Here is a 6293-nt window from a genome sequence, read left to right as displayed (position 1 = left end):
CTGCGTTGACCATGGGCCGCAACGCTTCCCACGGGCTATCTCACTTCTTCAAACAAGTAAACCAAACCCTTCCAGCGGGCCTATCGTAACGGCCGGCTGCGGATCGCCTAATAGGCCACCAACATTAACTTGACAGCCTCGGAACGGGCCGGCAGATTTGCGCCCGGCGACTTTCTGTTGTATAATGTAAAAGCGAATTGAAGAAACGCGCCCATAGCTCAGTGGATTAGAGCACCGGCCTCCGGAGCCGGTGGCGCAGGTTCGAGTCCTGCTGGGCGCACAAGAAAGAGCCGGTCTGAGACAGTTCCTTAGGTCTCAGCCGGCTCGTTTTCATACTGTGCAGCCGACCGATGAGGGGTGGGCCGCCTTTGTGGGCGTGGTTTCGAGTGAGCGTAGCCGGGCCCGTCGTCAGTGGCCCCTTTGATTCTCAACTCGGGCCCTTCAGGAAGACCCTTCAGGAAGAATAGAAATGTAGTCTTGGGAGCTTTTGGAGCCCAGAGGCCAGCGGGTAACAGATGAGTCAGTGGCAGGTAGCTCAGGCACACCTGACCGGAGATCGAAACGTCGTTTAGAAGGCTTGATCCCATATCGAGCGGGATGTCTGCAGAAACAGAGGTTTCTGTGGCCTCCCACGATACGTAACGGCACTGGAGCGCGGGGCTTTCTGCCTTCTGTCCCGGTGCAAGAACATAAACATGGAGCAAGGCAGCACTACGGATCTTGAAGGGCGGCATATACACAGAACTGACCAGCATCCGGGGGAAAAGCGCTTCTGTCTGAGTGACGACTGTGTAAAGCCTTAGCCCTATTAGATGCTCTCCCGAAGGAGTCACAACTGTTCCACCCGACGGGACTGTCACGACAGCCCCATTGCTGAAGCGGAATTCCCCCCAGGCTTTTTGGGTCACAGGGTGAAAATGCAGAATGACCCATGCGCCACAAGAAACGACTAGGCAAGAGATAAGAAACATCTTGCCGGCTCCACACCTGGGCAAGTCTGTTCACCTCGGAAGAGGGGTTCACTATGTCGACAAGAGAAAGGCCCACCCCCATATTACGGAAGATGGGCCCCGAAGTTGCTGAGTCATCAATACTGGAAGGTCGTCCAGGTGGAGATCGTCCACGTTCCGGTAGAAGGCGTGATGCTCCATGACATGCCGCCACCGGACAGGGAGAGGCTATAACTGACGGACTGGTACGCGTGTCCAAAACTGAACACTAAGTTCCCGGCAGCACCCACTTCGAACATCTGGTAGGCCTTGGTCTGGACGTAACCACTTCTGGGATAGACCAATGTGCTTGGATAGACGATGTTATACGGCAGAGTCCATGCCATGCCTTGCCCAGCTACCTGGCTCGTGGAATTCGGGCTTGAGTACGTTCCATTGCTCCAATAGACCATTGAGTTCTCGCCGTAGATCGCAAGGTTGCCGTTCCACGAAAGGCCAGGAAAGTCGTACGTGCCTGAGGTATCGACGTTGCTGCCCCAGTTCCAGTCACCCTCAAAAACCCAGTCCACGGGTCTCCCTGTTCCGATCCTTCGATACGCGAAAGCCCCAATCGTGATAGCTGAGGGAGAGATGTACTGAATGCTGACGTCTCCCTCTGGTACCGGGACAAGCGGACCATCAGGGTCAGGACGGTACAAACTAACGGTTTTGACGGCGGAACTGACAAGTTCGTAACCCTGGGATCTCCAATAGCGGATTCTCTCTGTGACCATCTGGTCGAAGGTCGTAGGGTCCTTTGGCGCGGAATTTGCCAGCGCCGGGGCAGCCAAACCCACGAGAAGACCGAACACGACAAGCAGAATCAGATAGCGTCTCAATTTGCCCTCCATCTTGCTGTTTGAGCCGGACTAATTTTACCGTTGATTGACGTTTTTGTCAATTCTGTCTTATTGCGGGGTGTCTTATTTCGGGGCACTTTTGACAGATCAACCAAACGCTTTCCAGTCGGCCTGAGTTGGAGGGCCGGCTGCGTGAGTCGGCGAATCACGTTACTTGACAGCCTCCCCTCCGAGCGATTGATTTGCACTTTGACGTTCTTTGTCGTTTGACATGAAAAATAGAGTCAAGCGCCCATAGCTCAGTGGATTAGAGCACCGGCCTCCGGAGCCGGTGGCGCAGGTTCGAGTCCTGCTGGGCGCACAAAGATGACCACCGAGAGACATCGGTGGTCTTTTTCTGACACCTCCCGGGCAGAACCACCCGATGCCGGTCAGAACGGCAGTTCCCAATTGGGCCCGATGGACAGCAGTTCTTCCCGAGCCTTCTTCTGATCGCCCGTGACCATTCCGATGATCGAATAAGCCAGGCCCATGTCGGACCGCTGGGGGTCGTCGCCGTTGACGATCAACCAGTACTCGTAGGTCGGCTTGGCCGGCCCGGCCGCCGCCGGCTGGGTCCGCTCGACCAGGACCAGCACGGCTGGTCGGTCCTTGAGCTTGACCAGGTCCTTGGTGACGACGACGGCGTGGTTGCCGACAATCTTCGGGATCGGGTCGCCGCTCTTCTCGAAACCGATCGTGCTGAGACTGAGGTCCATATCCTTCCAGGCCACGGAACCGCGGCCGGAATGGACGATCGTCCCGTCGGGCAGACTGACGCTGTGCTGGAAGGGGTTCTTCGCGGCCGGCCCTCCGGTTCGGCTCGTCGGGTCGCCATTATCGTTGGCTTGGCTTGGCTCGGCCGCCCGCCGGCAGCCGACCACCGCTCCGAGCGCCAATCCCAGCATGATGACGATGAACATGGACGCCAACAGACGATTCCGCAACGGTCTCAAATCCTTCGCACTCCCCGAAGACCCTTGATGATGACTGGCCCGGTGCAGGCCCTTATCTTGGACGCCGCCGAGGCCGCGCCGGTTCCGGGGCTTCGCCGCGCGGGAAATCTTTCCGGACCCCCTAAAGGAACTTCGGTGTTCCGCCGACGTCATATATAGCAGCCGCATTAATCATCAAACCGTCACCGGTTCAAGCCTTTCCGTAGTGACGCGAGGGAGAGGGACCAGGGTTGATCGGAGCCGCCGCTTTCATCCTCAGCAATCTCGTCTTTTGGGTCGCCGTAACCATGAACAAGCCCGATTTTTCGTGGCCCACGACCACTCTGTTGAGTCTGCCCTTCGCCTTCATTGTCGGACAGCTGGCCGAAGGGCTGGCCGCGGCCAAGAACAAGGTCCGGCTGCCGGTGGTCGCCCTGCGGGGCGCCCTCCTGGGCCTGGGCCTGACCGTCGTCATGGTGACGACCCAGTTCTTCGGGACTATCTATGTGCAACCGGCCGATTGGCTTTACGTCGGCGTGATCGGGCTCGGCATCGTCGCCTCGGGGACCGCCCTGACCATCGTTGGTGACCTCGCCCCGGGCGCCGCCATCGGACTGGCCGCCGCCATCCGGATGGGGAGGGGGGCGCACCCGTCGGCCCAGGTCGAGTCGGCCTCACCGGGGCCCATCGATGAACGCCGCCCATCCCTGATGGCCATGGTCCGCCCCCGGCCCAAGTTGCCCCAGCCCGCCGGAACGGCCGAGAACGGGGCCGGCGCCGAGACGCCTGAGCCCACCCCCGCCGCCGGTCGGGGCCGTCGCAGCGTCTGGTCATAACCGTCCGGCGGCCCGTCCGTCCCCCTGACCGGTGGCTCCGCTCGCTCCCGTCCTTGCGCCTTCAGGCTTCCTGTTCTTGCTGGTCTTCGTCAGCCCCCGAGGAAACGCTCCTCGAGGGCTTTTTCCTTACGCTCGTTTTCCGCCGGGGGCGCGCGGCTACACCGACGCGAAGACCCCGGCTGGTGGCCGGGGTCTTGATGGCTCGATCGGGTCATCTCTCTCAGCCGGCCGTTCCGTTGGCCACCTGGCTGTTCTCCTCGGTGACCGGACATTTAGGCATACGCGGTCAGCCGGGCCGGTAAAGGTATACCTTGGCCTCTTCCCTGGAACGTCCACCCGCTTAATCAGCTTTCTTGCAAGCTCGGTGCGTTTGGTTGGATTGTTGAAGACCCGGAGGAAGTTGGTCAGGGCCGCCGCGACTCGCTGGACATCGGCCTCGGCCTCGACCACCCGCGACCCCAATTCGGCCTCCTGCAGAGCGGCCTTCGCCTTCTCAATGGCCGCGTCATGTTCACGAAGTCTGCTGGTCAGTTCGCTGCCCACGATGTGTCTCTCCTTGTATGCCTCCCAATCTCTCGCCTTTGCCGATTCATGCTTCGCTATTTCGCGTCTGGCGTTCACGTCGGACTCCCTGCGTAAAGCCTCCCTGCGGCGCAGGTCCGACTTCATGTCCTTAAGTATTTCTCGCAATCGGTCGGGCTGGGCCATTTCTGATAGCGTCTTGAAGACCTCGGCTTCGAGCTTGTCCGCCCGGAGACTCTTGAGCTGGCAATACTTTGTCGAACTCAGGTGGCTACAACGGTCATACCCTGGCTGCCGGACCCCGGCGATCTGGCCGGCGGGGGGGGGTGCTGAGTCGGTCTTGCCAATCGCTCTTTTGGAGAACGACGGAGCAAGTCTTGCTTGAGCGCATCGACATGGACGAGATGGGTTATTGGGGTTCTCTGAGGGCCAGAAATGAAAAAGGAGCGCTAGTTGCGCTCCCGGGACACTCACCGGGTCATCTATTGGGTAAATGCGAAGGGGCCCGGTTACCCTGGCCCCTTTGGCGAAGCGAGAGAGTCATCAGTAGGTGGCGCCTACATCTCCCAACCCATAAAATGGGGGCGACGGCTGCCTCTTCCGTCCTCAATGACCCTCTCAGTTCATCCTACTCGTCTATTCGATATTCTATCACGAAATCGTTAATCCTTCCAGAAGGCTGCGGGAACACGTCAAAAATTGTCCAGTTTTACTGTTGTACCCGAAGCAGTATAATGCTCAAGCTTTTCTCGTGAGATCTCATAGAGACTTCGAGCGTAGAGTAACCCGCTACTGCTCGCCCGGACAGCAACTAGTACGGTTTGATCATTCTCGCGGAAGAGCTTAATGAATTCAATGCTTACGCCGTTGGGGTGAGCAGCAACGTAGTCTGGCTCTCGAATGATCAGGGGGAGGTAATCGAAGAACTGCTCGAAATCTAATGGGTGATCTGTTCTCATATGTTCGATATTCGAAGGCCCAATCCAAATAGGGCACGGTCGAAATCCCTCTAGACCTAATAGACCGATTATCTCCTGAGTTAGTTCCCCGACGATTTGTCTATCCGCTGCTTCCGGGCGTGGAGGTGGAATGGCTGCCAACTAAGTCATCTTGCCCAATTAACAGTCTGCCCGCCATTCTTCTGCATTGGCTGGCACTTTGCCTGCCAGTAGACACGGCTATTTCATTGGATCCCAGTGCGCCACCCCCCCCCCCTCCTTGCACCACCCTAGCGCGGCCACGTAGCGCCACTTAGATTGACCCACAGTCACGCCGATAGTAGACCAAAGGAGTCCCGCCGTTCTACAAATTTTAGAAAAAGTAAATAGGCGGTCCTGGAGGGTGTGAGTTCAATTCCCACCCCTGACCGCCGACCGGGGCTTATCCCTCTCGTCGAGGATGATTCCCCCTGGCCATGAACGGGGCAACTTGACGTCTAGAATCGCTTCATCTCGCCCGGACATAGGTTCACCCATAGCCCCGGAGTCCCACACGGCCAAGGGCCGGCACAATGGAAAAAGGCGACCCGCTCAAGAGGTCGCCGGTAGCATCTTCTATTGGCCTCGGATGGTCAGCCTCTAAAATGCCGCCTCCCATGGTTCGAGTACCGCCCCGTATCGGAGAATGGGCTTGGACTCCCATTGGGATATACCGTCAGGAGTGATCTGGGTTTCTATTACGAGTGAGCCTCTCTGATATTTCAAGAAGATCTTCGTCCCAGGCACAACATCGTCGACAACATCTCTGATATCACCCATTGAAGATATGTTCTCGCCGTTGAGGCTGACAACTGAGTAAGGTGGACCCCATTGTCAAGACACGTTTTTGATGCCTGCTAAGTTACATTTGTCCCCCCCTCGTTTGGTCTGGGTCCTGAATGAGTGTATGCTGTGGATTTCCAGTTCTCGTCCGAAGTGGGCTTCTGCCGGGGTCTCATAGCCCAGGGCCTGGTGGGGCCGGCCCGTGTTGTAGAAGTCCAGATACCTACGGATGCCTTCCCGAGCCTGCCGGGGGCTGGTGTACTCGTGGATATAGACCTCTTCGTACTTGAGGCTGCGCCACAGGCGCTCCGTGAAGATGTTGTCGGTGGCTCGCCCCTTGCCATCCATGCTGATCCTGACGCCGGCAGCCTGCAGAAGGGAGATGTAGCTGGGGCTGGTGAATTGGCTCCCC

At 58.2% G+C, this 6293-nt stretch carries 5 protein-coding genes and 2 tRNA genes; 3 read left to right on the top strand and 4 right to left on the bottom strand.

The genetic code is table 11. The annotated features are described in order from the left end of the window. Window positions 1-207: 207 nt before the first annotated feature. Window positions 208-280 (top strand) — tRNA-Arg (locus tag VGL40_07865). A gap of 807 nt (window positions 281-1087) precedes the next feature. Here VGL40_07865 and VGL40_07860 read toward each other — a convergent pair. Continuing rightward, entirely contained in the window at window positions 1088-1828 is a 741-nt protein-coding gene (locus tag VGL40_07860; GenBank protein HEY3315172.1) for a hypothetical protein, read from the bottom strand. Window positions 1829-2077: 249 nt separating this feature from the next. On the opposite strand from VGL40_07860, the gene VGL40_07855 reads away from it, so the two are divergent. Continuing rightward, window positions 2078-2150: transfer RNA gene (locus VGL40_07855), tRNA-Arg, on the top strand. A 70-nt stretch (window positions 2151-2220) separates the two neighbouring features. Here the strand turns inward: VGL40_07855 and VGL40_07850 are convergent. Then, the gene (locus tag VGL40_07850) at window positions 2221-2775 is read right to left on the bottom strand and encodes a hypothetical protein (GenBank protein ID HEY3315171.1); all 555 of its coding nucleotides are present in this window, start codon (window positions 2773-2775) and stop codon (window positions 2221-2223) included. A gap of 239 nt (window positions 2776-3014) precedes the next feature. On the opposite strand from VGL40_07850, the gene VGL40_07845 reads away from it, so the two are divergent. Continuing rightward, on the top strand, window positions 3015-3599 hold the full coding sequence (locus tag VGL40_07845; GenBank protein HEY3315170.1) for a hypothetical protein: 585 nt from the start codon (window positions 3015-3017) through the stop codon (window positions 3597-3599). A gap of 156 nt (window positions 3600-3755) precedes the next feature. On the opposite strand, the gene VGL40_07840 is transcribed toward VGL40_07845, so the two are convergent. Together VGL40_07840 and VGL40_07835 are read right to left on the bottom strand one after the other, a co-directional pair. Further along, a complete protein-coding gene (locus VGL40_07840) occupies window positions 3756-4307 on the bottom strand; it encodes a hypothetical protein (GenBank protein ID HEY3315169.1) in 552 nt (183 codons plus the stop codon). A gap of 1625 nt (window positions 4308-5932) precedes the next feature. After that, the coding region (locus tag VGL40_07835) for an integrase core domain-containing protein (protein HEY3315168.1) at window positions 5933-6293 on the bottom strand (361 nt) is incomplete at its 5' end.

The sequence above is a fragment of the Bacillota bacterium genome, from assembly GCA_036504675.1.
GTDB lineage: Bacteria > Bacillota > Sulfobacillia > JAJYWN01 > JAJZPE01 > DASXUT01.
This window is presented reverse-complemented; position numbering and strand designations above follow the sequence as displayed.

Bases quoted from the DNA above. Each gene is read 5' to 3' on its own strand.
- VGL40_07840 (HEY3315169.1), bottom strand. From the start codon at position 4,307: ATGGCCCAGCCCGACCGATTGCGAGAAATACTTAAGGACATGAAGTCG.